Here is a 24753-nt window from a genome sequence, read left to right on the forward strand (position 1 = left end):
CGCAAGACAGGACAGAAGTGGACTTGTTAGTTTGACTTTGTTTCCCGAGCAAGGGCTTCAGCGGCTTCTTTGAGGCGATAGCTGCGTCCATCGAACTCAAGCAGATGGCAATGATGCATCAGCCGATCGAGTATCGTCGTGCTCATGGTGTTGTCTCGCAGATATGTCCCCCAGTCCTGCACGACCCGATTGGAGGTGACGATGACGCTGCGGCGCAGTTTGTAGCGCTGATGGATCAGGGTCTGCAGCCATGCGCCGGCGTCGTCGGGGATGGCGCGTGCGAGGAACAGATCGTCCAGCACGAGGAGATCGCAGTCGATGATTGTTCGCATCCGGGCCTCGCGTTGCGTGGGGGTGTTCAGAGCGTGGCGGTGGAAGAAGTCATCGGTCTCGAGATACTGGACCTTGTGGCTGTACAGGATCGCCTGATAGGCAATCGCCTTGGCGATGTGAGATTTCCCGGTGCCCGGTTTGCCGACCAGCAGCGCGTTCTCGCCGGCGGCAATGAACGCCAGTGTGTGAAGCTGGAAGCAAGTTTGGCGCGGCAATTTGGGATTGAAGGACCAGTCGAATTCGGCGAGCGTCAGTTTTTCATCGAGCCCGGATTGCTGATATCGCCGCTCGATAAGGCGGGATTGGCGACGATCCAGTTCGTCCTGCAGGATCAGGGAGAAGGTCTCGAGGAAGGGTTGGTTTGCGCCCTGCGCCTGCAGCACGCGCGTCTGCAGCGTGTCGCGGACGCCCGACAGGCGCAGCTGTCGCAGGCAGCGTTCAATTTCGGGTATGGTCATCATGGGGTTGGGTCTCCAGTTTGAGGTGAGAAGGGGTAGCGGGAGCGCTCGTGGCGGCGAAGCTGGTCGGGGTTGCGCAGGCGCCACGAGTGCGGGGTGGAGAGGCGCGGTCGTCGTCAGCCCCGGCCTGCCGGCCATTGTTGCCGGCATCGTGTCGCACAGCACGGCTGAAGAGGTCGCCATATTCGGCGGGGGCGCGGATCAGTGGATGATCCTGGGTGAGCTGCGATGCCGGCTGTGGGACTTCTTCAACCTGTTGGAGCGCCTGCTCAAACAGCCGCTCGACAGTCGCGCGTACGTGCTTGTAACGGTAGATGCGGTTGCTGATGGCATGAGCACAGGCCTGCTCGACCATCCGTGTCGGATACTTCCGGCTCAGCCCGACAATGCCCCACATCGCGCGCTGTCCGGGGCGTCCCTCGGCATCGAACATGTGTTGGCACAGGGCCTTGGTTTGTGGGCCGATGCGACCGGCGTTCGCCAGCAGCACGGCGGTTTGCCGTGACGGATTGAACGGCCGTTCGTTGATCGGCAGGACGACAGAACCGGGGTGCGTCATCCGGGGATGAATCCGCAGCAGCGCATGGGTGTGGCGATCACGGATCTCGATCGTGGAAGTGTAGATGCGCACGACGACCAGACTGCCGATGGCCGCGGGCCGCGCGGCGTAATAGCTGCTGTCGACGCGTACGGTGGTGTCGTCGCAGACGGTCCGAACGACTTCAGTGAAGATGCGGAAGGGTGCGACAGGCAGCGGCCGCAGGTGCGGCTTCTCTTCCTGGAACATGGCCTCGACCTGACGGCGAGTGCTGCCGTGGATGCGCTTGGAAGCCCAGTTCTCCTCCCAGTGCCTCAAGAACTCGTTCTGGGCTTCCAGCGTCTCGAAGCGCCGTCCGGCCAGCGCGGTCCCCTGGGTATGTTGAATCGCATTCTCGACGCTCCCCTTTCGATTGGGGTCCGCCACGCGGGCCGGATCGGCGACGACGCCGTAATGAGCCAGCATCGCACTGTAGATCGGATTGAGCTCGGGCTCGTATAGATCGGGCTTGAGGACGCCTTCCTTAAGGTTGTCGAGCACCACATAGCTGACCACCCCGCCAAAATACCGAAACGCTTCTTCGTGAAGCTGCGCCCAGACTTGCTGGCTGGATTGCCAGACCACCCGCCGGAAGCTGCGCCGCGAATAGCGCAGCGTCATCACGAACAGGCGGGGGCGACGGTACCGGCCGCTCTTGGGATCGATCGTCAGCGCGCCCTCGCCATAGTCGACCTGAGCCTCCTCGCCGGGGAGGAACTCAAGACGATCAAACTGCTTGGGATCGCTTTCTCGCAACGTGCGCACAAACCGCTTGACGCTTTGATAGCTGGACGGAAAGCCAAACTGATCGACCAGGTCCTGGTAAATCGCCTGTGCATTTCGCTTCAGGCGGACCTGTTCTTCGATCCACGCCCGATGCACTTCGCAGGCCGAGCGGGCCAGGCTGCTGGTGACCGTCGCTCCCGACACCCCAGAAGCCGGTGGTCGGGGTGGAGGAATTTGGTCCTCCGCGCTTGCCGAGCCGGTGGTCACTTCCCCGGGGGAATTTGCCTCCGTAGCAGCCCGTTGCGCTCGGTACCGCCGAATCGTCTTGCGATCGACACCCGTCAGCCTTTGAATCTCGCGCTGGCTGGTGTTGCGATCAAGTAATGTTAGTACGGTGCTTTGCAGATGTGCCTTCAAGACGTACAACTCCCGGTCCCCTCGCTGTATGAAAGGGGATGAAAATAAACGTCCTGCCTTACCCGGCTACCGCTGTTCAGTAGCGCTGCCGGTGACCATCAGGTGGGGGAGTTTCAAGTGACCATACCCGGGGGATTTTGACCGACCCACGGGGCTCGTGTCAAAACGAGTGTGTCCATAGCCCAGTCAGACTGTCGGTCGGGATCCCTTCACCCTTGCTCTAAAGGTGCCCACGATCCTCTGAAATCACTGCCCACGATCCTCTGAAATGGGTGCCCACGATCCTCTGAAATCCGCAATGAACTCCTCCAAGATCCTGCGCTTGTCCTTGTTCGCTGCGGCCGCATAGCGAACCCTGACCGCATTGGCGAGTTCCATGCGAATAGCATGCGTCATCTTCGTCGTCATGATGCCTCCCTCGTGGTGAGAGCATCATCGCGGTATTCGCCTTCACGGGTAACATTTTAGGTGAGGCAACCAAGACGCGCGGTAACATTTTCTTTGAGGCAATGCGACACGCGTTCCGGTCCGCACGCGCGACAACGGCAATGTGATCGTGGCGATCAAGCAGGCCCGCTCGTTCTTTCCCTTCCCCCTGCTGGGCGTAGATTTCAACAACGACAGCGCCTTCATGAACGAGTTCGTCGTCTCCTGGTGCCGAAGTGAGGAACTGGAAGTGACGCGCTCTCGCGCCTATCGAAAGAATGACCAAGCGCATGTGGAGCAGAAGAATGGCGCCATCGTGCGTCGCCTGGTGGGGTATGGTCGGTTTGTCGGCGCGGAGGCAACAGCCGCCCTTGGTCAACTTTATGCTGTGGTGCGGCTTTACGGCAATCTGTTCCAGCCGTCATTCAAGCTTCAGGAGAAGACGCGGATCGGCGCTCGTGTGACCAAGCGCTATCATCCGCCAGTTCCGCCTGCGGCCCGTGTCCTTACACATCCGAGTGTGGCCGAGGCCAACAAGGAGCAGCTACAGGCAATGATGGAAACCGCAGATCCCATGCTGCTGTTTGCTGGTATCCGCGCCGCGCAGGAGGAGCTTGGACGGCGGGTCGATCGTCGTAGCTGAATGCGATGATTGAGGAGCCGGCCGTTATCGATCTCCAGCGCTTCGCCGCGAATCTGAAGACGGCCTGGAAGAGTGGCGAGACACGACTAACGCATCGGCGGCCGTATCGGCGGACCAAACCCTATCCGAAGAGACCCAGCATGTACGAGCCGTTCGAGGCGCTGATCAAGGCATGGCTCGAGGAAGAGCCGGCGCTCTCGGCAGCAAGTGTGTTGCAGCGCCTGACAAAGATCGACCCGTCGCGCTTCAAGGAAAAGAACCTGAGAATGGTGCAACGGCTTGTGAAGGCCTGGCGCATGGAAATGGCTGGGCTGATCATCCTCGATGGCGGCTGGATGAAGAGCTGGCCCCTCTCTCCCTCCGCCGCGACGGAGGGAGAGAGGGGCCATGTCGGCCCCATAGCGCTCGGTAACATTCCTCGGTGAGGCAATAGGAGGGGTCAACTCCCGGAGTCGCTTGAGACCCTGCTCACCATCGAGTTGGCTTCGGACGAGGGACGAAGCGCCGACGCCTACGCGGCGATGAGGATTTTCAATATCGACGGCAGGGAAGTCGGCGCATGCGGAATGCCACGCGCTGTATGGCATATCTGCTGCTCGATGAAATCGGCAAGGAAGAGGTAGGGATAGAAACGGCATCCGGCGTCCTCCAATGCCGTAGGGCGGGACCAAGACAAATCAGCGTCACTTGGACCGATCAGCATAGATTGGCGCGAGGTTCCATGTCCCGAGAGGTCGATACGCTCCATCTGCCCATCAAAAGCGGACCGCTCAGGGACGGCGTCACACTGAACATCGGCATCCCGCGTGGGAACAGTGCGGCGGCTGCAGACCATGCCGGGAGTTGTCCCGCTGACCGCGCTGGCGGTTGAAGCATTCGCACCCGACATAGCCAGCTTCCTCGGGAGGTAAGGAACGCCTCCGGCGGGTTTCGAAGGAGGGACAAGCCGACATTCGCCAATTGCTCGTCATCGGGGCCATGTCACGTTTGAACTGGCTAAGTCGCAGATCGATCTCAAGGGATCTTGGCTGGCGCATTTGCTGGCGAGAAAACCGCGAATGCTCGTGGCGATCGCCCTGGCGAACAAGATGGCGCGGGCAATCTGGGCGATGCTGAGAGCGAATGAGGACTATCGGAATCCGGCGTCGGCTGCGGCTGCATGATCGATCTGCAGCAAACAGCCCGGCGCCGGTAAAGGGGGGTGTGAGAAGGCGACCACCCGAATGGGACAACGATCGAACAGATCTTGATCAGGAAAACCAGATCGAGCCAAAGAGCCAATGCGCTCGTTGTTGAGATTTGGACCTGATCTGCAGATCACCATACCGGCCAGCGGCTTGTGGAAATGCCGCACATGAACGCCTGACAGAAGACCGCACTCGATCACACATCGAAAAGAGCCAGAAGCATTACGGGCGGCAACCACAGAAGGCTCCGCATCTAGTCTTGCACTAGGACTGGCATTGCCAGTTGATTCCGAGTCGAAGCTCAAGTCGCGTTTATTGCAGGTTTTCGCAAGGCACCCCTTGCTCGCCATAGGGTGAAATAAAGAGCGACCAGCCAAACAACCGGCAGTAAGGTCAACAAGGATCCGACGGCCGCGATCGTTGGGTCAACTTGCTGCTTCAGGTTTTCCAACATTTTTAGAGGCAACGTCGGGATCGCATAGCCGCTGACAAACGATGTTATGATAACCTCATCAAAGGAAGCAAGAAAGGCGAACAATGCACCACCAATTATGCCAGAGCGGATCAAGGGTAGCGTCACTCGCATGAAGGTCCGTGTAGGCCCGGCACGCATGCTCATGGCCGCCTGCTCTAACGTCCGGTCGAACCCCGAGAGAGTTGCCAAGACAATCACGACGACATAACCGATGGCACCAATGGTATGACCCAAAATAATGCCGGTACTTGTTCCAACCAAACCAAGTTTTGCTAACCCGAGATAGACGGCAACGCCGACGACGATGACTGGAATGGTGATCGGCGTCAGGATGACCATTGTCAGACCTGAACGCAGGCCGGACGAGCAGCGGCTGAGCCCAAAGGCTGCCATTGTGCCAATGATGGTCGATACCATGCTGACGACCACACCGAATTGGAAGCTGTTCCATAGAGCACCGATCCAGGAAGGATCGTGAAAGAACGAATAATACCACCGGAGAGAGACTTCTCTAGGCGGAAACTCCAGAAACTCTCCCGCATTAAACGAAATTATGATGACGATGAGGCCCGGCGCCAGCAGATAGATCATTACGAGGGCAAGGAAAGCCGCTCCGACGATCTTCGACCAAGGGGTATCCCGTTGAGCCTGATAAAGCTTTGCCGCCCAGCGCCGGGCTCGATACGGTAAGACAAACTCGTTAAGATAATGGATTGCCGTGCTGAATGACGGCAGCCGGCTAGCTCGGTACTTTTGCTCTGTTGATCCTGTTTGGCCGTGCGCACCCGCGAGGTTGACGCCCACCATCAAGAGAACCACCACTGCCATCGCCAGTAGTATGAAGGATGCGGCAGCGGTGGGCGCTAGATCTAAAGAGGTCGTGAGCTGTGAGTTGATGAGGGTTGAGAGCATCGTATCGCCCAAACCGCCCAGAGCTTGCGGCGTGATGTAGAAACCGAGGCAAACAACAAAGACCAGTATGCAACCGCTTCGAATGCCCGGGATGCTGAGTGGAAAGAACACGCGCAAGAAGGCAGTGAAAGGCTTGGCGCCCATGCTGCGAGCAGCCGCCATCAACGAGTTGTCGATGCTCACCATGACGCTAATCAATGGTAAGATCATCATCGGCAGCATGATGTGCACCATACCGACATAGACGGCAAAACGATTGTAAATAAGTGGCAGCGGACTGTCGATAAGACCAACATTGAGCAACAGGCTGTTGATCAGGCCATTGTCTCCGAGAACAACCGTCCATGCGTATGTGCGAACCAGAGCACTGGTTAGCCAAGGCAGGAAGACGAGCACCATGAGGATGGGTCGCGCCCGGCCCGCAACTGCGATTAGATAGGCCGTGGGGTAGCCGATAATCAAACAGATCGCCGTGGCTACCGCGCTTATTTTGAGGGTCTGCAACAGAATTGAGATGTACGATCGTTGTTCGAAAAATCCCACATAATTGACGAGGGAAAGCGCGGGCGCATTAAGGCTGGTTAGGAATAGGAGGATCATCGGTATGCCGAAAACAGCAAATAGGACGCCGAAGGCTGGCACCGTAAGCAGGATCGGCATTGAGCCCATTTTTTGAATCATCTTCATCAGCGCAGTCCTCCCCCGTTACGCAGCAACAAACCGAATGTCGGACCGAAGCCACTCAAGGCGAACCTCATCGCCGGAACGGAAGACCTCCTGTCCCGAGGCGACATGCTCGCGTGCGATCAGCACCGTGTTCCCCACGCGCACGCGGTATTTCCTCAAAGGACCAGCATAGATCATATCTTCGACGGTGCCGGAAACAGATTGTCTTTGGTCCGCATCGCCGCGCCTTGCCGCCGAACGCGCGTTAATGCAAATGCGCTCAGGCCGCAGCATTGCGACCATTCCGGAAGACGGCACGACATCGGATTCGACTTTAAACTCGTTATTTCCGAGGATGTTGGCCTCGCCCAAAAAGTTGGCGACGAAGCGCGTTATCGGACGGTCGTAGAGGGCTTCCGGTGTATCGATCTGCTCGATTTGGCCGGCTCGCATGACGACGATGCGGTCCGACAAGGTGAGTGCTTCCTCCTGATCGTGCGTAACACAAATGGTAGTTTTCCCAAATTCCTTGTGCAGGTCCTTGATTTCAACTTGCATCTGCTCACGTAGGTTGCGATCGAGCGCACCGAGCGGTTCGTCCAGCAGCAGGACCGGTGGATCGGCAATCAAGGCGCGCGCGAGGGCCACGCGTTGTTGCTGACCTCCACTTAACTGCGATGGCAGGCGGCCACCGAAATCATCGAGGTGAACGCGTGCAAGCATTCGGTTGACTCGTGCTGCCCTGTCGGCGGCCTTGATCCCGCGCATTTCAAGCGGAAATTCCAGATTGCGGCGCACAGTGAGGTGCGGGAAAAGCGCGTAACTCTGGAAAACGATGCCCTGGTCCCGACGATAAGACGGAACTTCGGAGACCGACTTGCCGGCAATGAGGATGTCTCCTTTGCTCGGCGCGGTGAAGCCGGCGAGAAGCATCAACGCTGTCGTTTTGCCCGAACCACTTGGGCCGAGAATGGTGAGGAACTCGCCCCGAGAAACGGAAAGGGACATGTCTTTGACCGCGGCAATAGGTCCGTACATCTTGGTGACGTTGCAGAATTCTATCTGTGCGGGAGCTAGGCTCTTTTTCAATGCTCGATCCTTGACAGGAAGACAATTTTTAAGACTCAAGTTCATTAACGATACTCCAGCAGGACAGGTGCGCCATAGCAACACGTGCAGTCCCGGAAAGGCAGGGCCGTTGGATAAGGCGGCGCTATCCAATTTGCCACGGCCGCGAAGCCGACCGACTGGATGAGCGCCACCGATGCCTAATGAAACGCTGAGGATTACTGGAGAATCCACTCGTTCCAACGTTGAACAAGCCGCTCCTTGTTCGACTTGCCATCCGATCCGACCTCTGCATACCACTTGCCATTTAGAGCGAAGCTGGAGGCCGCGTAGTCGGGATGTGAAGCAAGCTTTCGGCCAACATTTTCAGGTATCGTTTTATAGGCATTCTTGTTGGTGGGAGCATTTGCAATTAACTCAGCAAAAGCCGCCTGCCGTTCGGCGCGGCTCGTCAATTCGATGAATTTCTGAGCATTCTGCGCATTCGGGCTGCCCTTCGGAATGCACCAGTAATCCGTCGTCAGCTTAGCCTGATTCCGACTTATCTCGATTGGGGCACCCTCATCAATAAGTGAAAGTGCCCGTGCGTCGTAGGACTGCACAATGTCGGCGGCATTATCCCGCATTATCTGCAGAATTTCGGACCCACCCGTCCACCATTTGCGAATGTGCGGCTTAATCTTGTCCAGGCTAGCAAAGACGCGCTCAATATCCATCGGGTAGAGCTTATCCATAGGGACGCCATCGGCCAGGAGGGCCTCCTCCCAAGGTCCGCTTCCACCTTCGCCGGAAAATAGGGAGCGGACGCCAGGGAACTTATCGACGTCCCAGAACTCGGCCCACGTGGTCGGCCGCGGCTTTCCAGACGGGAACTTCTTCGTGTTGTACACCATATTGAAAGAATATACGTAGGAGGCGAAGCCGTTGGGTTGTTTGGCGTAGTCTGCTACCGCCTCCAGTTCATCCTTCTTCCAGATCGAATAATCGATCTGCTCGAGGTAGCCCTTCGCGGTAAGCGGATCCACATTCGTTTGCCCGAGGTTGACCACATCGGCCGCTACGTTCTTTGTGTCCACCATCATCGCGATCTGCGTCGAGGAGAAGTCCGCCTTCACTGGCGTTACCTTGACCCCCGTCTCCGCCTCAAAAGGCTTTACATAAGCCTCCATCACCGCGTCGCCCCAATTGCCGCCGCTCATATTGACTTTCAACTCGCCGGCGGATGCTGCCCGTGCACGACCGGTCGCGGAGGATAACGCACCTACTGCTATTACGGACGATGTCGCCTGCATGAAGTGTCTGCGATTTATCAGAAAGCTCATTTCGTTCTCCTCTGTCACTCCCTTGCTCGTTGGCAAGGGGTTTCCAATTGCTCAACGCAGTCGGGAAACCACAAAACGATCACGCGAATGGTCAAACGGGATACAGGAAGCCTGCGTCTGCCTCGTACCGACCGGTTGCCGCGTGTAACGCCCCAGGATCTTCCCATTACACCAACCGGTGCGGCGAGCACCGGCATCCGGTTTCCGAGTGAAGCGCCCAATTGCCAAACTGGTCGCTCCAAGGAATGCCTACCGCAATACGAGCGTGATTGCAACAAATGTTTGATCTCGTGAGATATGCATCAAGCGTGTTACGTCAATGCAGGCAGAAATCGTCAAAAATTTTCACATGACCTACTCTGGGAGTGGAGTTTGCGTGCCTTCCGCCCCGTCTGGAGCAACGGTCGAGTGAACGCCGCTTTCGAGAACAACCGTTAATCCGCTCGGATGCGCAAAATCGTGATCGGCAAGCGTTGCGGCCGGCAATTTGAGCACTGACCGGTGCGAAGCAGCTTCGCTTGAAGAAAAGCCACGCGGCAAGGCTCGTCGGAATAGGGCAGGCATCGCGGATTCTGGCGCGCCGGATAGTTGTCGGGCCGCCTAGACAACCCACTTCACGCGAGCAAAAACGCGCCCTGCAAGCGGACGAAAGGGCTGCTCTGATTGGTTCCTCGACCCAAGCGCAGGCAGGGGCGCCGAGACTCCATCTCTAAGTCCCCGACCCTCGTAGTCTAGCAGCATTGCTGAGACTGATGGCGATGGCGCAATAGTGAGCAAGGCCCATCTCGGAATTGTTGGCGCGCGAAATTGCGGCGCAATCCCGGGCGAGACCGAGCGCGAATTCTCCGCTCGCCGCCCGTCGAGCTTGACCAGCTGATCGAACGTCTAGGCCCGGACAATGTAGGCGCCTTCCTCGGTGAGCCAGTGCTCAGCACGGGCGGCATCACGCCTCCGCCGGAAGGGTATTGGGAGGCGATCCAGGCTGTTCTGAAAAAGGTTGGAAGGCGGTGCTGACAGGGTTGGCGCATTCTCGCACGGCTATACCTACTCGGGTCACCGATCGGCGCCGTCGCGGCCAACGCGGTGCTCGACATTGTCGAGAAAGAATATCTCCCTGGTAATGCGCGTCGCATAAACGGGAACTGCGCGATCTTGCCTGCTGCCATGGAGATCCGCCGCTCGTCGCGCCGCGCGATCTCGCCCGGGCCGAGTTCGCGACGCTGCGGCTTCGCCTGCTCAAGATCGCCGTGCGGGTGCAGGAAACGGCGAGCCGCATCCGCTTGGCTTACGCGTCCTACTGTCCCGAAGCCGACCTCTTCCGCCGTCTTGCTTGGGCTCTCGCACCTCGGCCGCGGACGGCATCGCCCTAAGCACGGGGGCTGCCATCGCCCCCATCAGCCCATCCAAATCCGGCCGACGCGTTCCCCATGGTCCAGACCTCGCCGTGGTGAAAGAGACGCAACGGATCAGCATGCCCGGGTCGCACATCAGATCACCGCAATCAACTCGGGTAAATACGGTGGGCTAAAGAGACATCCAGAGCGAATGACCACATTGCCCTGAAGGCCTTATTCGGGATTTCCCGGCGCATTATTTCCCCGGATGAGCAGCGAGCTATAGGCCGAGCGCTGTTTAACCGGTCTCGACCCAAACGGTTCGGCAACTGCTCCAGGATACATTCGTTCGTGGATCTGGCGCGCCAGGGCAATGGCGCGCTCATAATCGCCGTCCAGGTGGACGCGCAACATTGCATCGTCAAGCTCGGTCACCGCGGTGCTCGATCCAATGGAGACCGGGGGAGTGCTCGTCAGCGCGACAAGCCGCATGGCAAAATCAATGTCGCTGATAATGCATAGGCCGGCTCTGTCGTTGTCCTCGATACAAATCGCGCTGATGTCATGTTGATCAAGAAGCACACGGAGGTTGTCGCGTGCCGCAAGGCTGGCGCACGATATCACCGCTGCGTCGCGAGCCACTGTCACGGAACCGGCGTTCCCATGGGCTGTTACAAGCGTGCCTGTGACGGTTCCGTCGCTGGTGAGCGATTTGCAAACAATGGCGACCGCGTGCCTTCCGGCGTAATCCACCGCCCTGTGGTGCAGTACCTTTGCGCCATGTCGCGACATCTGTGCGATGGTCCCATAGGCAATCTCCGGAATCAGTTGTGCCGCTGGGACAAGATAAGGATCTGCCGTATAAACGCCCGGAAGATCCGAGTATATTTCGCAAACGTGCTCTCCCAAAATGGACGCAATGACGATAGCTGTCAGATCAGAGCTGTTTCTACCGAGCATCGTTAGCCTGCCGGACTGATCAATTGCCTGGCCGCCCGTGGCAATGACAACGTCATGCTCCTGCAGTGCTGCACTGAGTGGCCTAGGATCTACGCCTTCTACTGACGCCCGACCGAAGTCTGAATTCGTACGTATTCCAAGGCAGTAGCCGTTCAAAGACGTTACGGGAATCCCTAGTCGGCTGACGGCGGCCTCCAACAGGCAGGCACTGAACATCTCCCCAATTGCTAGTGCTGCATCGAGGTTCGATGGTGATGCTTCTTTGTTGACGTCGAGCATGACGGCTTTCAGGTTGCCGGTTGTTCCCGACATCGCGCTGACCACGGCAACGACTTTGTTTTCGCCTGCCGCCAGTCGGTCGGCTATGTGCCGACCAACTCGACCGTAGTCGTCAGGATTCAAAAAACTAGAGCCCCCGAACTTCAGAACGCTTACGTTCATGTTCCACCAATCACGTTGTTGGCAATTGCATGCTGTGCGATGAGAAGTGCGTTAAGTGCGGCACCGACCTGCAGATTGTCTGCGACCACCCAGATCCAGAGCCCGCGAGGGTTCTCAGGATTGACTCTAACCCGCCCGACATGAACATCTGCAGGATCTTGCAGGAAGCGCGGCGTTGGATATCCGTCGCGAACTCCGTCTGCATAGAGCTGAACACCTGGTTCTCTCGCCAGGAGCTCATGAACCTGCTCGAGGCGAACCGGGTCCTCGAACTCAAGGTATACCGCCTCGGAATGGCCGTTCAGTACGGGAACTCGAACGCAAGTGGAGGTTAACCGGAGATGAGGCATGCCCAAGATTTTTCGTGACTCTTGAACCAGCTTGCGCTCTTCGAGTGTCACGCCCTCCGGGGCGATCGCCCCAACCTGCGGTATGACATTGAACGCAAGGGAGACAGGGAAACGCTCGGCGCTTGGTCCTGCGCGCCCATCCAGTGCGGCTCTGGTCCCGTTCAATAGCTCATCAATCCCTACCAAGCCGCCCCCCGAGGCGGCCTGATAGGTGGTCAAGATGATCTGATGAATATCAAACGCAGCTACCAGCGGCCTTAGAACACGGACCAGCTGAATCGAGGAGCAATTTGGGTTTGCCACGATCCCGGACCGTGGGCGAACGGCGAGCGCACTTGGGTTAACTTGCGGTACGACGAGTGGCACATCAGGGTTCATTCGAAAGGCGTTCGAGTTGTCAATCACCAGGGCGCCTTCGGCTGCGAACCGAGGTCCATATTCGGCGCTTACGGCGCCGCCTGCGGAAAAGAATGCGATGTCGAATTTGGTATCACCGATCTCGCCGAGTGGCTCCACGAAGCAGATTCCATCCCGAAACGTCGACCGGCGACCGGTCGAATTGCTGGACGCGAGCAGCCGCAACCGATTGACCGGAATGTGGCTTGCTTCCAGCAACTTGATTAGTTCAGCTCCGACGGCGCCGGTGGCCCCAATGATAGAAATATCGAAGGCTCTCATGAGATTCCTCATTCAGAAGTCGCGATAGAAACGTTCCGTCGGGGGAGCTGGTGCAAGAGCAAAGGTAACGCCGCCGCGTCATCGAGCACGTAATCCACGCCGAGCGCAAGCAATTCCTCTCTCGTTTTGGCTGCCTGATCCCGGGTGACGCCAAGATTGCCACCTACGATGATAGGGCAAGAAATAAGAAGATCTCTCTTCGCACCTCTTATTGCTTTCAAATCCTCGTAGGCGTGGCCATTTAAGCTACCTATAACTAGTGCGTCGGCGTACGGATGTAACTGGAAAGCAGCCACGAACTCGTCGACGGATGTGCATGCGCCGAGGTTGATCACATCAAATCCGGAGTGGCTAAGCTCATATTCGATGAGCTTGTTCGCAACCACATGACAATCACTCTCGGCGACGCCGAGGATAACGACCCGACCTTCAGAGAACTGTTCGGTGGCAGGTCGCGGCTTAGCAGACATGTTCATTGCTTCCTCTATTGAGATCGCATCAGGCTCCCGACTGGGGTATCTTCGGCGATGACCGCCCACAAGTACGCGGGAATAGAATTCTCAAGAACTACCAGGATCGGTAGGTGGGCAGTGTTGGGTGCGCTCGCCATGCCTCACGCTGAACAACATCCAGCAGACCGTGCTGTATATTGCAGGTGCCTGTCGCGCATGAGCCGCCGCAGGGACTACCATTGGTGGCAGGGTGCTGTCGTGGGCCACGAGCGGATGCGTCAACTACCCGATGTCGTAGTATCGGCGCTTGCCCGGGAACTGTAGAACTCATGTTGTTTCGGCGCACTGACCACAAAGTCTGAGGTTAGGCCCGGATGAAATGCTGATGCCGACTTACGCTCCGACTACCGCGTCGCACGCACGAAAGGACAACAGCCAATGGCAACAAAAGCACTCATCCTGCTTGAAGGTTCAAGGGGTAATGGGCTGCTACACGTTCAAGCGGCCCAGCGTCTTGGCCTTCATCCAATTACCCTGGCGGCTGATCCCGCTCAGTACGACTACCTTGCAGCGGAGGGCAGTGAGGCGATCCGTGTCGATACAGACAATCTCGAGGCGCTGATCCAAGAATGTTCCCGGCTGCGTGCGACCTATGACATTGCGGGCATCACTGGTTTTACGGGCCTCGACGAGTCGGTCTATGCCACAGTTGGAAAGCTCTGCCGGTATTTCGAGCTACCGGGACCAAACCCCGCATCGATTGAACAATGCTGCGACAAACTCGTTCAACGTCAGCTCCTCGCGCAGGCCGGCGTTCCAATGCCTGCTTATCGCTTGGCAGCGAATGCGACGGAGGTACAAATTGCGGCCGCGGAGATCGGCCTGCCGGTGATTCTTAAGCCAGCCGTAGGCGGCGGCAGCACCGGTGTCCAATTGTGCCGCAATGCCGATGAGTTAGCCGAACATACGACCCATCTGTTGGGCGGGACGCACCTATGGCAGTCTTCGGCGAGAATACTGGTCGAAGAATTCGCACGAGGCCCACTCTATAGCGCCAATACGATGGGAAACGCGGTCATTGCGAATGGTGCCGCCGAGTTCAACCGCCCACCGCATTTTGTCCCTCGCGAGAGCATGTTTCCGGCCCCGCTAACTGATGAGGAGCGTAAGCGTATTGCGGATGTTTCGCTGAACTGCTTGCGAGCTCTCGGCCTTGGCTGGGGGCCAACGAACATTGAATTCCGGTGGACAAAGCGTGGGCCAGTCGTAATTGAAGTCAATCCACGTCTTCCTGGTTGGACCACTCCTCGGCTGATTCACCTGGCTTACGGTATCGATCTCACAACCGAGCACATCAAGCTTGTCATCGGCGACGAATGCGATCTGCGCGCAAGGCATTCGCACACTGCGGCCGCGCGGTTCGTAGTTCCTGATCGCGACGGCATTCTCGATCGGATCGAGGGTGCCAGTCTGGCGGCTGCTGTGCCGGGTGTCGTTGAGGTCAGATTTTATGTTAAACCCAAGACGCCCATCGTCCGGAAAGGCGATTACCGAGACATGATCGGACATGTCATCGCCGCTTCGCCCACCCGTGCTCGGACCAAGTCCATACTTCAGCGTGCCGTCGACTTAATCAGCTGGTCGATCACACCATTTCCGAGCGTTGACGAATAGGAACAGACTGCGGCCTTACCTCCCCGCACCAGCGCGGGTAACACCAGAGAAGAGGTGATGTTTCATGGCTATAGCCCGACGATGCACATGCAAGGTGGTCTTGCTCCGCATTTGTGGAGAGCGGTTTGGTAGCTATCCGGCCCGCCTTTCGAACTGAACCGGACTGACGTAGTCGAGCGTCGAATGACGCCGCAAGGGATTGTAGAAGCCGTCGATGTAAAGACTCATCGCCTGCTTGGCCTCGGCTCTCGTCTAGAGTGCGCCAGACCAGCTCGGATTTCAAGGTCTTGAAGAAGGCCTCGACGATCGCGTCAAAACGATTTCCTTTCCCGGACATCCAGATCTGGATGCCATGCTTCTTCAGTTCCGCTGTTAGGCCGTTGAGCAGTATTGGCTGCCGCTGACCGTTATGCAAGGAGCTTTCGACCTATGAAGGTGTGATCAGGGCGGTCTTCTGTCAGGCCTTTGAATGCGGCACTTCCAAAAGCCGCTGGCCGGTATGGTGATCAGCGGATCGAGTCCAAAGGGACTGTCAGGAATTCCGTGTGCGGGCGGGCTGTTGAACATTATGCCGCCATTGCCCTGATGAAGCGCCCGAAGATGACGGAACTGGGCCTTGGCCATGGTCCACGCACGTGGCGGCATTTTCCATTCTTTCTCAGATCGGTTCAAGATCAGATAGAGCAGCTTGGTCGCCGCATCGTCGCTGGGGAAATGGCCCCTGGCCCTGCCAGCCCGTCGAAGTTTCGAGTTCAACGCCTCTATTGAGTTCGTCGTGTAAATGATCCGGCGGACGTCGTCAGGGAACGCGAAGAATGGAATGACCTCGCCCCAGGCGCGCCGCCAGCTCTGGCCGATGGCGGGATAGCGCAGGCCCCAGGGGCCGATCTTGAACGCCGCCAACGCCTTTTCGGCGGCATCGGCATCGACGGCGCGGTAGATTTCCTTGAGTTCGCCGCCGAGGCTCTTGCGGTCTTTCCAGGACACGAAGTCCATGGAGTTGCGCAGCAGATGGACGATGCATGTCTGGACGATCGCCTCCGGGAACACAGCGGTGATCGCGTCCGGGAAGCCTCTCAGGCCATCGACAACAGCCAGCAGGATATCTTCCGTGCCGCGGTTCTTGAGCTCGTTCATCACCCGCAGCCAGAACTTGGCGCCTTCATTCTGCTCGAGCCGCAGGCCGAGCACCTCCTTTGCACCATCGGCGCGCACGCCCAGTGCGATGTGGATGGCCTTGTTGCGGACCATCCCTTCATCGCGGATCTTGACCCGGATCGCATCGAAGAAGACCAGCGGGTAAATCGGACCGAGCGGCCTCTGCTGCCAGGTGGCGACTTCGTCGAGCACGGCGTTCGTCACCGTTGAGATCAGGTCCGCATACACATCGATGCCGTACAGATCGCGCCGGTGCCCGGTGATCTCCCGGGTGCTCATGCCGCGCGGGTACATCGATACGATCTTGTCATCATCGGGAAAACGGCGCTGTTACTTGGCGATCAGCTGAGGATCGAAACTCGACTGGCGATCACGCGGGACATCGATCTCCAGCTTGCCGGTCTCGGTCGTCACCGTCTTGCGACCATAGCCGTTACGCGTATTGCCAGCGTCTTCGCCGCTGGCAAGGATGATCCATCTCCGCGTTCAGCACACGCTCGGTCAGAGTCTTCTTCAGCGAATCCAGCAGGCCGCCTTGTTCGAACGCAGCACTGGCTGCTCCGCCTGCCAGCAGCTGGTCGAGAAGATAATTCGGTATCACAGGTTCTTTGCGTAGGGTCATAGTGGGAATCCTTTTTACCCATTATGCCCGCCCGCACACGGAATTCCTGACAGTTCCGGGCCAGCGGTGATTGAAGCACCGCGCATTAAAGGCCGGAGACATGACTGCACCCGCCCCGCTAGGCCAAATGTCATCAACAATCACATTGCCCAACGGGCGCCATCCAGACATGACATTATCAATTGAAAGCCTGGCCATAGGGCTAAGGTTCCCGCGCTTGGCCCCGCCATGAATCACGCAGCGATCCGCTTTAGGCGCTTACGTGCACAGAGTGGGCCAGAATGTCCAGACCACGTTGAAGCATCTGCCCGTCAATCGTCAAAGGAGGAAGTAGCTTGATGACCTGGTCCTCCGCGCCACACCGCTCTACCACAAGCCCGCCTTCAAAGGCCTTGCGAACGATTCTTTCAGCGAGTTTACCTGTACCGCAATCGAGCCCCAGCATCATGCCCCTTCCGCGCACGGAAAGGCCATGATCTGGGCCGCTTTGAGCGACCTGCCGGAGGCGCTCGCTCAGGATGTGCCCTGTTTTCGCAACACCCTCAGACAGATTTTCATTCGTCCAGAACTTTCGCAACGCAGCAGTCCCCGTCACGAACGCAAGGTTGTTGCCTCTGAAAGTTCCATTGTGTTCGCCCGGCCGCCAAACGTCTAGTTCGGGTTTGAGCAGCAAGAGAGACATCGGTAATCCACAGCCGCTAAGGGACTTCGACAAAACAATGATGTCTGGCGATAAATCTGCAAATTCGAAACTGAAGAAATTGCCCGTTCGTCCGCAACCTGCTTGAATGTCATCAACAATGAGGAGGATGCTGTTCTTTCTGCAAAGACGCTGGAGCGCCTGCAGCCAATCCTTGCTCGCAGGATTGATGCCCCCCTCGCCTTGGACGGTTTCCAGAATGATGGCTGCCGGCAGGTCGACACCGCTGCTTGCATCAGCAAGGACCCTGTCCAGATATTCCGAAGTGTCGTTGTCGGCTCCCAGGTACCCGTCATAGGGCATGAACACTGCGCCGACTGTAGGAAGGCCTCCTGCTTCTCGGTAGTATCGATTACCGGTTACCGCAAGCGCGCCCAAGCTCACTCCGTGAAAACCGTTGGTGAATGATATTATACTGTGCCGGCCAGTGGCCTTGCGTGCGAGTTTCAAAGCGGCTTCCACGGCATTGGCCCCGGTGGGACCGGGAAACTGAAATTTGTATCTCAGACCACGGGGACGCAATATTATTGCATCAAAATACTCCATAAACTCTCTTTTCGCTGACGTCGCCATGTCCAACCCGTGCATAATTCCATTTGATGTCAAATACTTCACCGCGTCGCTTATCAAATCGGGATCGTTGTGGCCATAGTTAAGAGCGCCCGCGCCGGAGAGGAAATCGACAAACTCGAAGCCATTCTCGTCCTCGAGAATGGCTCCTGCGGCCTTCCTAAACACAACAGGAAAGGTTCGCGAATACGACCGCACGTTCGATTCGAGGTTTTCGAAGGCAAATAGCGAGTTGAAGCTACTCTCTTGAAGCATGATCTTTCCTCAACCAGACGATAGCCCCACAGCACTGCGCCGACACTATTGATGTAATCGCTGACCTCCCAGATCCGCCTTCAGTGTCGGGATTCTGGCGAAGCTCTGCGGTTTTAAACGACAACCTCGGCCAGTGCGCCTACCCAGGATGGTAGTTTCGTCACTGGCCGTTCCTTAGTACACGCCTATTCCGGGTACAAAAGGAACAGCGCAATTGCACATCATGTCGGATGCGCGCGAACTCCCTACACTGGCAGACACGTGCGATTATCTAAAGAGCCTGAACAAACCCTGCGTCGCACAAGTGCTTGCGGAGGCGAAAAGGACAGGCGCGATCGCCGTTCAGCCCAGATCCGGCGTCGGCGGCCACGACGAGATGCTGGCGCTTCTATCCAGGATCGAGGCTGAAGCCAGTCCGGATATTTTGAGCCTCACCATAGACTCCTATTCCCGGCTTAGAATGTTTGATCATGCTAGCCGGATACTCGCCACGAACCCCGCGGCCCTGAACGGTTACCCATTAGTGGCTCACGGCTGGCCCAGAGGTCGCGAGCTCAACGAGCGAACGAAGCGGCCTCTCGATATTCGCCACGGCTCCCCGATCGCCGACCATCTGTTCGAAACTGCGATTGCTTCAGGAATCACATCCTTCGAGGGCGGCGGCGTCACTTACAATCTGCCCTATGCCAAGAAAGTGCCACTTAAAGACTCAATTGCTTCCTGGCGTAGAATTGACGGCCTTTGCGGAGAGCTCGCCGATCAAGGCATCATTGTTTCGCGCGAAATGTTCGGCACCCTCACAGCAGTCCTGATCCCGCCTTCAACATCGCTGGCGATCGCCTTTCTTGAAGCAATCAGCGCCGCGCGCGACGGAGTACGGTGTCTGCTTATCGCTTATTCCCAAGGCGGCAATACCCTTCAGGACGTTGCGGCATTGCGATGTATCGACGTGCTCGCACGGCGATATTTGTCCTCCGGGCCGCGCGTTTATCCGGTCCTGCATCAATACATGGGGCCGTTTCCCCGAGATAAGGCAAAGGCGAGCGCGCTTATCCTGCTCGGAGGATTGGTCGCGAAGCTTGGAGGCGCCACAAAGGTTGTCACAAAGACCTATGAAGAGGCGCTCGGTATCCCAACGGTGGAGGCTAACATCGACGGGATCCAGTTGACCAGATGCGGTCTGGCGAGAATGTTCGATTTCATCGCACTCGACGAATCGGCAACTACAGAAGAGATGCATTGGATCGAGCGCGAGGTGACTGAGCTGATCGATCCGCTTGTTGAGGCCAGCGATCTTCACAAGGCTATAGTGGAGGCGTTTGAAGCAGGCCGGCTCGATGTGCCCTTCAGCCCCAGTATTTTCACACGGGGCGAGGTCATCCCAGTTCGAGATCCACAGGGAGCCATTCGCTACTTGTCCTGTGCCGGGCTTCCGTTCTCGGAGACCACCCGGCGACGCAATCGCGAGATGCTGAGAAGAACAACGGCACCGCAAGAACAGCTTCGGGAGATCGCAGGTAATGTATACTTCTTTGCAGACCAGTCGGACGTCTATCGCGTTAGTGTCTGAATTGAAATGACCGTGGATGTTTCAAACATTCTGTTGCACGAACTTGGTCGGGTCGACGGCACGCAATTGGGCAACCGATCTCACCATCGCCGAAACGGTGATTGAGAAAACTTCGGATGAAGGGCCGCTAGATAGCCCTCTTCTTATACGGGGTTTCGAATGGACGTTGGAGGCTGCGAGCTGTTCGTCGAAGCGCTTCATGGATTCCAGTACTTCGTCACCCGATAATCAGGGCCCCTAGGACCTCGGCAATTGCAAAGGCAGGGGTCATCGTATGAACGAGCGATGGACTATTGGTCGAAACCAGGACGATGGTTTCTGCAATCAGTGCCAAGGGGGAGACCTCGCTGTCGGTTATAGCAATAACTGAGATTCCTCTTGATTTCGTGAACTCCGCTAATTCAACAGTCGCCCGGGTGTACGAACAAACACTCGCAACAAGCAAGACATCATCCTTACAAGCGCTTCGGATTGCGTCGCTCCCGGTGCCGGCAATCCCATCGAGAAGCACCGATTTCTCGCCGACGAGCCTAAGTATATAGTGTAACTGCCAAGTTACGGCGTGATTGGAGCGCAGTCCAAAACAGTAGATCCTGCGGGCCTTAGCCAGCGATGCTGCCGCTCTTATCACTCGATCAAGAGATCGAGGCTCCGCAAGCTGTGCAACCTGCCTTGCAATTAAATTGAGCATCTCTGCGGCAAGTGCGTTGTCGCCCTTCAGCTGCTGGCGTGCAACATGTTTTCGCGCACTTCCAGCAAATCCAGCACCTGCGCTCCGCAAGCCGTCAGCGTACATGTTGCGGATATCTTCGAACCCCTCCAGGCCAATATGCTTGGCTAAACGAGTCATTGTCGCAGGTTGTACGCCGGCCTGCCGAGCCTGTTCACGCATCGAAAGAAGAGCGACATCACATGGCCGGTCGAGCACGAAGCGCGCAGCGTTCTGGAGTTGCTTCGACATGCCGCCGAATGCCTTGAGGATTGTCTCCCTGAGCGGTCCCTGTTCCATAGCCATGCCTGCCTGGTTGAGTTAGCAAATTCTGGAATTCCCGCGCTGCAGCCTCTATTTACGACTGCCTTGAGCTGTGTCCGGCGGCACGGGACTGGATCGAAGGCAAAACCTCCCTGCGCATCTGCATCATGCGAACCGTCTCACTGCCGGCCAAAATAGCGATCGCTGTTTGTAGGGCGCATTCGCTACGCCTATGTTTGATCCGACGATGATCGTGCTCGATCCGGTTATTAAAATATTTGCTGATGCGAATGCGGATCGGTTCAGCGTCCGTCGCCACCGATCCCGCAGGTAGTTTTCAACGTCGTAGGAGACGATGACCTCTCCGGTTTGTCTGACTGCCAAATGACGATGCGCCCCGGTTGGCTATGGCGCGTGAGCGCCTTCCAAAGAAAGCGCTTTTTTTCTGCCGCAGGGGCCTTTGTACTTCACTCGCTCATGTAGGTAATCAGCATTGCGCGCCCTTCTATCTCATCCTTCTAGCAAATCGTCTAACCAGCAGGCACCCTCGAGAAGTGGCCGGGAAAAGATCCTTCCGATCTTCCCCGGAGTCTTGTTTTGATGATATCGCATATACACGCGGCCGTCGGCTCCGACGTCCAAAATCTCGATCTTTCCTGTGTAGTGGGACATGATGTACTTGAATGTCTTTTGGATGCCGCTGAGACGTTGGGTAATGCCGTGCGCAATCTCTAGTCCGCGGCGCAGTGGAACCTGAAAGTGTGATGCGCCTTTCACCGGCCTGGCCTGAAAAAGATAGTAAGGTCGGACGCCCATTTGATGACACTTGGCGAAGGTCGCAGCCAAAATCTCGGGATCATTGTTAACTTTCGCGAGGAGGACGGACTGATTGAGGAACTGCACGCCCTGTGCGCGCAAGAAACGAATGTTGCGCTCCGCATCGACCGAGATTTCCCCGATGTGATCGAAATGAGTGACGATGACCGCAGTCTTACCCGCTTCATGGATCCGTTGGAACAAAGCCGGTAGAGCGGGATCTTCGAACCGCCTGGGCTCGTAGGCGACTGTTTTTGTGCCGAATCGAATTGAGTCCAAGTGGGGGATGGGCAGCAGATGATCGAGAATTTTGTCGAGCTTGGCCGTGCTGAGCACGAATGGATCGCCGCCTGATAACAGCACATTCGTCATCTCAGGATGGCCCCCAATATATTGCGCGATCTGGGCGAAATCAGGTGCGATTTCATCGGAGTTCTTGCCGACAATGCGTTTGCGAAAGCAAAAACGGCAATATGAGGCGCAACGGTCCGTTACTAGCAACAACCCGGTCTGAGCGTACTTGTGCTGAAGTCCGGGCACGACGGTGTTGTCCTGCTCGCCGCTCGTATCCAGATTGCCAGGACTCTCGAACTCCTCAAACGAGGGCTCCACAATGTACTTAAGCTGGTCGTAGTAGCCGCTGTTGGTGATCTGTTCACGATAGAATTTTGTGACCTGATTACGCGTGATGCTATTGGCTTTCAGCTCACCTTCTGTAACGACGCGCTCGCCTTCGATGAAATTCATGACTGCGGTGTGGGGCTCCGGGCCTGAGTTGCGGGAGGATGATTGAGGCGGGCAAGCGCGAGGCGCCGCCGAGGTCGCCCGTGCGTTCAACTCTCGATTGCTCAAGCCTTGATTCTCGAAGACGTTTGCGATCGCTTCCGGATCCAGCTCTGCCTGCGCTTCAAATAGCTCGCGAATCCAGCGATCCTGCGGGTAGACCGTTTCCGTCGGGTTCGACTGCATTTGAAGACGATGACGTTCCTCCGCCAACAGGAGCGGCGCCGACCAGACCCGTTGGCCGGGGTCAGCCGCTATCTGGCTCAGCGCCTGCTGCCAATAGCTGGCAAATCGCTCGACCGTGCTCCGTTCAAACAGTGAAGTGGCGTAGATCAGCCTTCCCCGAATCGCCTCGCCGACCTCGGCAAGGTCAAGCGCAAGATCATATTGCGCGACACGGTCGTCAACGTCGACGTACTCAAGTTCGATCCCCGGTAGTTGCGCCGGCTCCGGGCCGTTGTTTTGCCATGCCAGCATAACCTGGAAGATCGGGGTGTGAGCGAGGGTGTGGGGCGGATTGACGAGTTCCACCACCTGCTCAAACGGCAGGTCTTGGTGCGCCTGCGCCGCTAGCGTGGCGGCATTCACCCGCTCCAGCAATATCTCCATCGTCAAATCCCCTGACAGATCGATCCGCAGCGCCAGGGTGTTAACGAAGAGGCCGATCAGCCCCTCGATCTCGGACCGTGTGCGGTTGGCGCTTGGCGTGCCAATCACCAACTCGTCTTGACCCGACAACCGCGCCAGCACCAGCGCCCAGCCCGCCAGCAGGGTCGCGAAAAGCGTTGCCCCATGGCGCCGGGTCAGCGCCTTGAGCTTCGCGGTCAGCGGCTCGTGTAACGCGAATTCGACGTAACTCCCGCTGTAGTCCTGCTGCGCAGGACGCGGCCGGTCTGTCGGCAGCTTCAATACCGTTGGTGCGCCCGCCAGCGTCTGCAGCCAGTATTCCGACTGACGCTCCAGGACCTCGCCCGCCAGCCAACGGCGCTGCCAAACGGCATAGTCCGCATATTGCACCAGCAATGGTGTCAGCCGATCCGCGCGGCATTCCCGAGCAACGGTGTAGAGCTCGCTGAGTTCGCGTGTCAGGATCTTCCTCGACCAGCCATCCGAGACCATCTGGTGCATGGTGATCAGCAACACATTGTCGCTCACCGCTAGGCGTACCAGCCTTCCACGGATCAGCGGCCCGGCTCGTAGATCAAACGCCGACCTGGCTTCATGGCGCATCAGATGCGCGAGCCTCGCCTCCACATCCGCTGCCGCCGTCAGATCGTCTCGTTTAAGCAGCAGGCCAACGTCCGCCGGCCCGATCGTCTGGCAAGGCTCGCCGGCCTCCAGCCCAAAAGTGGTGCGCAGCACCTCGTGACGCGCCACCAACCCATCCAACGCCCACTGCAGGGCCGACTCGTCCAGCTCGCCGCGAAGCCGAAGTCCCATCTGGATGTGACAGGCCTCGCCGCAGACCGCTGGACGCGAATGGAACCAAAATTGTTGCTGGGAGAATGACAGCGGCACCCACGTCGGACGCCGCAAAGCTTCAATTGGCGGGATTGCACTCAACAGCGCAGCGTCTATCGGATTGATTTGGATCGTTCGAGCAAGTTTCATGTAGACCTCCTCGGCTGGAGATTGCGAGATCGCTATCGTCAAGCGGATCCTTGACCGTGTCCCCTGCAATCGGTGTGCCACCGGCGGATTGTGCGCAAAGAGGGGGGTATACAATGTGTTTCGCACTGCCGGCGGAATACTTGCGCCTCAAGCGTGTAGGGTCCCGAACATAGACGTCTTCAACCGGACACAGCTGCACTCGGCTACACGGACCTCGACCGACGGCGGCCGGCTGCCGGGGATCGTGAAATGCGGGAGCCGGTTGGCCGCGCTCTCCCGCCCTTTTCTTAAAGACGCAACTTCTTGGACCGGTCAACACCAACTAGCAAACCGTCGCTGGCGTTGTATGTGCCTGGAATGGTTATGAACTTCCGAACGATGGCGGAAAATACCGTTGCAGCGCTAAACTTCTAGCTCACCAAAGCAGAGCAAAGTGGCAATCTGCGGGTCTGGAGACATACGCAACAATCACCGACCGACAGTCGCAGGGCGTGGAGACCACGGGCTATTCATCTTCGACAGCTTATCTTAAGAACGTTCCCTGTCGCGATTTCCAGGGCCGAGGAAATCGCCCCGATCGACTTCGTTTAAGGGCT

At 57.5% G+C, this 24753-nt stretch carries 16 protein-coding genes and 7 pseudogenes; 7 read left to right on the forward strand and 16 right to left on the reverse strand.

Translation table 11 applies throughout. The features are described from left to right. Positions 1-26: 26 nt before the first annotated feature. From istB to BPNPMPFG_RS39840, 3 genes are all read right to left on the reverse strand, one after another. Positions 27-794, reverse strand: coding sequence for an IS21-like element helper ATPase IstB (istB, locus tag BPNPMPFG_RS39830; RefSeq protein WP_258598419.1), 768 nt, complete (start codon positions 792-794; stop codon positions 27-29). Further along, on the reverse strand, positions 772-2520 hold the full coding sequence (istA, locus tag BPNPMPFG_RS39835; protein WP_258598377.1) for an IS21 family transposase: 1749 nt from the start codon (positions 2518-2520) through the stop codon (positions 772-774). Before istA ends, istB begins: the two co-directional genes overlap by 23 nt. Positions 2521-2757: 237 nt before the next feature. After that, positions 2758-2919 (reverse strand): hypothetical protein, encoded by a 162-nt coding sequence (locus tag BPNPMPFG_RS39840; RefSeq protein ID WP_258598437.1) that lies wholly within the window; start codon positions 2917-2919, stop codon positions 2758-2760. Between the two features lie 148 nt (positions 2920-3067). Between BPNPMPFG_RS39840 and BPNPMPFG_RS39845 the strand changes: the two genes are divergently transcribed. Beyond that, positions 3068-3580 carry a hypothetical protein gene (locus BPNPMPFG_RS39845; RefSeq protein ID WP_258598439.1) on the forward strand — a complete coding sequence of 171 codons (513 nt, stop codon included), beginning with the start codon at positions 3068-3070 and terminating at the stop codon, positions 3578-3580. A 140-nt stretch (positions 3581-3720) separates the two neighbouring features. Then, on the forward strand, positions 3721-4005 hold the full coding sequence (locus BPNPMPFG_RS39850) for a hypothetical protein (RefSeq protein ID WP_258598441.1): 285 nt from the start codon (positions 3721-3723) through the stop codon (positions 4003-4005). 86 nt (positions 4006-4091) lie between these two features. Here BPNPMPFG_RS39850 and BPNPMPFG_RS39855 read toward each other — a convergent pair whose 3' ends face one another. Then, a complete protein-coding gene (locus tag BPNPMPFG_RS39855) occupies positions 4092-4469 on the reverse strand; it encodes a hypothetical protein (protein ID WP_258599146.1) in 378 nt (125 codons plus the stop codon). Between BPNPMPFG_RS39855 and BPNPMPFG_RS39860 the strand changes: the two are divergent. Beyond that, positions 4378-4743: pseudogene (locus tag BPNPMPFG_RS39860) on the forward strand (IS110 family RNA-guided transposase); the annotation flags it as partial. The gene BPNPMPFG_RS39855 and the pseudogene BPNPMPFG_RS39860 overlap by 92 nt on opposite strands. A 325-nt stretch (positions 4744-5068) precedes the next feature. Here BPNPMPFG_RS39860 and BPNPMPFG_RS39865 read toward each other — a convergent pair. The 3 genes from BPNPMPFG_RS39865 to BPNPMPFG_RS39875 form a co-directional block, all read right to left on the reverse strand. Continuing rightward, positions 5069-6841 carry an ABC transporter permease subunit gene (locus tag BPNPMPFG_RS39865; RefSeq protein WP_258598442.1) on the reverse strand — a complete coding sequence of 591 codons (1773 nt, stop codon included), beginning with the start codon at positions 6839-6841 and terminating at the stop codon, positions 5069-5071. A gap of 18 nt (positions 6842-6859) precedes the next feature. Further along, a complete protein-coding gene (locus tag BPNPMPFG_RS39870; protein WP_258598382.1) occupies positions 6860-7954 on the reverse strand; it encodes an ABC transporter ATP-binding protein in 1095 nt (364 codons plus the stop codon). Positions 7955-8106: 152 nt separating this feature from the next. Continuing rightward, positions 8107-9210: an ABC transporter substrate-binding protein gene (locus BPNPMPFG_RS39875; RefSeq protein ID WP_258598383.1), complete on the reverse strand. Its 1104-nt coding sequence runs from the start codon at positions 9208-9210 to the stop codon at positions 8107-8109. 811 nt (positions 9211-10021) lie between these two features. Here BPNPMPFG_RS39875 and BPNPMPFG_RS39880 point away from each other — a divergent pair. Together BPNPMPFG_RS39880 and BPNPMPFG_RS39885 are read left to right on the forward strand one after the other, a co-directional pair. Further along, positions 10022-10344, forward strand: a pseudogene (locus BPNPMPFG_RS39880) (aspartate aminotransferase family protein); the annotation flags it as partial. A gap of 56 nt (positions 10345-10400) precedes the next feature. Then, positions 10401-10580: pseudogene (locus BPNPMPFG_RS39885) on the forward strand (transposase); the annotation flags it as partial. Between the two features lie 198 nt (positions 10581-10778). On the opposite strand, the gene BPNPMPFG_RS39890 reads toward BPNPMPFG_RS39885, so the two are convergent. Genes BPNPMPFG_RS39890 through BPNPMPFG_RS39900 form a run of 3 tightly spaced genes read right to left on the reverse strand, consistent with a single transcriptional unit; the run spans position 10779 to position 13449 of the window. Continuing rightward, positions 10779-11945, reverse strand: coding sequence for an amino acid kinase family protein (locus BPNPMPFG_RS39890; RefSeq protein WP_258598443.1), 1167 nt, complete (start codon positions 11943-11945; stop codon positions 10779-10781). Beyond that, positions 11942-12973, reverse strand: a complete 1032-nt coding sequence (locus tag BPNPMPFG_RS39895; RefSeq protein ID WP_258598444.1) for an aspartate-semialdehyde dehydrogenase — start codon at positions 12971-12973, stop codon at positions 11942-11944. The genes BPNPMPFG_RS39890 and BPNPMPFG_RS39895 overlap by 4 nt, the downstream gene beginning before the upstream one ends. An 8-nt stretch (positions 12974-12981) precedes the next feature. Next, complete coding sequence (locus BPNPMPFG_RS39900) at positions 12982-13449, reverse strand: cobalamin-dependent protein (protein ID WP_258598445.1); 468 nt, start codon at positions 13447-13449, stop codon at positions 12982-12984. Between the two features lie 414 nt (positions 13450-13863). Here BPNPMPFG_RS39900 and BPNPMPFG_RS39905 point away from each other — a divergent pair, with 414 nt between their 5' ends. After that, complete coding sequence (locus BPNPMPFG_RS39905) at positions 13864-15099, forward strand: ATP-grasp domain-containing protein (protein ID WP_258598446.1); 1236 nt, start codon at positions 13864-13866, stop codon at positions 15097-15099. A gap of 132 nt (positions 15100-15231) precedes the next feature. On the opposite strand, the pseudogene BPNPMPFG_RS39910 reads toward BPNPMPFG_RS39905, so the two are convergent. The 3 genes and pseudogenes from BPNPMPFG_RS39910 to ectB all read right to left on the reverse strand — a co-directional run. Next, a pseudogene (locus BPNPMPFG_RS39910) lies at positions 15232-15498 on the reverse strand (IS3 family transposase); the annotation flags it as partial. A gap of 167 nt (positions 15499-15665) precedes the next feature. After that, positions 15666-16879, reverse strand: a pseudogene (locus tag BPNPMPFG_RS39915) (IS256 family transposase). Positions 16880-17129: 250 nt separating this feature from the next. Continuing rightward, a complete protein-coding gene (gene ectB, locus BPNPMPFG_RS39920; protein ID WP_258598447.1) occupies positions 17130-18404 on the reverse strand; it encodes a diaminobutyrate--2-oxoglutarate transaminase in 1275 nt (424 codons plus the stop codon). 223 nt (positions 18405-18627) lie between these two features. Here ectB and BPNPMPFG_RS39925 point away from each other — a divergent pair, with 223 nt between their 5' ends. Next, positions 18628-19974 carry a hypothetical protein gene (locus BPNPMPFG_RS39925; protein WP_258599118.1) on the forward strand — a complete coding sequence of 449 codons (1347 nt, stop codon included), beginning with the start codon at positions 18628-18630 and terminating at the stop codon, positions 19972-19974. A 147-nt stretch (positions 19975-20121) separates the two neighbouring features. On the opposite strand, the pseudogene BPNPMPFG_RS39930 reads toward BPNPMPFG_RS39925, so the two are convergent. From BPNPMPFG_RS39930 to BPNPMPFG_RS43510, 3 genes and pseudogenes are all read right to left on the reverse strand, one after another. Then, positions 20122-20983: pseudogene (locus BPNPMPFG_RS39930) on the reverse strand (MurR/RpiR family transcriptional regulator); the annotation flags it as partial. 474 nt (positions 20984-21457) lie between these two features. After that, a complete protein-coding gene (locus BPNPMPFG_RS43505; RefSeq protein WP_413776970.1) occupies positions 21458-22510 on the reverse strand; it encodes a KamA family radical SAM protein in 1053 nt (350 codons plus the stop codon). A 237-nt stretch (positions 22511-22747) separates the two neighbouring features. After that, a pseudogene (locus BPNPMPFG_RS43510) lies at positions 22748-24157 on the reverse strand (condensation domain-containing protein); the annotation flags it as partial. Positions 24158-24753 lie beyond the last annotated feature (596 nt).

The sequence above is a fragment of the Mesorhizobium sp. AR07 genome (assembly GCF_024746815.1).
Lineage (GTDB): Bacteria > Pseudomonadota > Alphaproteobacteria > Rhizobiales > Rhizobiaceae > Mesorhizobium.

Excerpts from the sequence above, each read along its gene's own strand:
- BPNPMPFG_RS39900 (WP_258598445.1), bottom strand. The coding sequence starts at position 13,449 with ATGAACATGTCTGCTAAGCCGCGACCTGCCACCGAACAGTTCTCTGAA.
- BPNPMPFG_RS39855 (WP_258599146.1), bottom strand. The coding sequence starts at position 4,469 with ATGTCGGGTGCGAATGCTTCAACCGCCAGCGCGGTCAGCGGGACAACT.
- BPNPMPFG_RS39925 (WP_258599118.1), top strand. The coding sequence starts at position 18,628 with ATGTCGGATGCGCGCGAACTCCCTACACTGGCAGACACGTGCGATTAT.
- istB (WP_258598419.1), bottom strand. The coding sequence starts at position 794 with ATGATGACCATACCCGAAATTGAACGCTGCCTGCGACAGCTGCGCCTG.
- BPNPMPFG_RS39890 (WP_258598443.1), bottom strand. The coding sequence starts at position 11,945 with ATGAACGTAAGCGTTCTGAAGTTCGGGGGCTCTAGTTTTTTGAATCCT.
- ectB (WP_258598447.1), bottom strand. The coding sequence starts at position 18,404 with ATGCTTCAAGAGAGTAGCTTCAACTCGCTATTTGCCTTCGAAAACCTC.
- BPNPMPFG_RS39865 (WP_258598442.1), bottom strand. The coding sequence starts at position 6,841 with ATGAAGATGATTCAAAAAATGGGCTCAATGCCGATCCTGCTTACGGTG.
- BPNPMPFG_RS39850 (WP_258598441.1), top strand. The coding sequence starts at position 3,721 with ATGTACGAGCCGTTCGAGGCGCTGATCAAGGCATGGCTCGAGGAAGAG.
- BPNPMPFG_RS39840 (WP_258598437.1), bottom strand. The coding sequence starts at position 2,919 with ATGACGACGAAGATGACGCATGCTATTCGCATGGAACTCGCCAATGCG.
- BPNPMPFG_RS43505 (WP_413776970.1), bottom strand. The coding sequence starts at position 22,510 with ATGAATTTCATCGAAGGCGAGCGCGTCGTTACAGAAGGTGAGCTGAAA.
- BPNPMPFG_RS39895 (WP_258598444.1), bottom strand. The coding sequence starts at position 12,973 with ATGAGAGCCTTCGATATTTCTATCATTGGGGCCACCGGCGCCGTCGGA.
- BPNPMPFG_RS39870 (WP_258598382.1), bottom strand. The coding sequence starts at position 7,954 with ATGAACTTGAGTCTTAAAAATTGTCTTCCTGTCAAGGATCGAGCATTG.
- BPNPMPFG_RS39905 (WP_258598446.1), top strand. The coding sequence starts at position 13,864 with ATGGCAACAAAAGCACTCATCCTGCTTGAAGGTTCAAGGGGTAATGGG.
- BPNPMPFG_RS39875 (WP_258598383.1), bottom strand. The coding sequence starts at position 9,210 with ATGAGCTTTCTGATAAATCGCAGACACTTCATGCAGGCGACATCGTCC.